This is a genomic window from Fructilactobacillus sp. X2R6C1 (assembly GCF_059901295.1).
In genome coordinates, this window is the sequence record NZ_JBWXUZ010000058.1 from 1 (window position 1) to 252 (window position 252).

The window sequence follows — 252 nt, forward strand, 5'->3', positions numbered from 1 at the left end:
GCTCGATTGTGGCCTCTTTGCCGCCCATTACTGGCATATGGATATCTAAAAATACTATATCGTAGGGTTCGCCTCTTTGCTCTGCCTTTTTCACTTTATCAAGAGCTTGCTTACCATGCTCAGCATAATCCACTTTAGCGCCGGCTGATGAAAGCATATGCCCGACCAATACACGTAAATCTCGCAAATCATCAACTACTAATACACGGCCAGATACTTTACAAGGCGCGGTTTTTTGCTGCATATTAGGCG

Annotated in this window: 1 protein-coding gene; it reads right to left on the reverse strand. The window is 44.8% G+C overall.

Annotated features, from left to right (window positions below; genetic code table 11):
* The coding region (locus AC6UDF_RS07345; protein WP_500724229.1) for a response regulator at window positions 1–252 on the reverse strand (252 nt) is incomplete at both ends.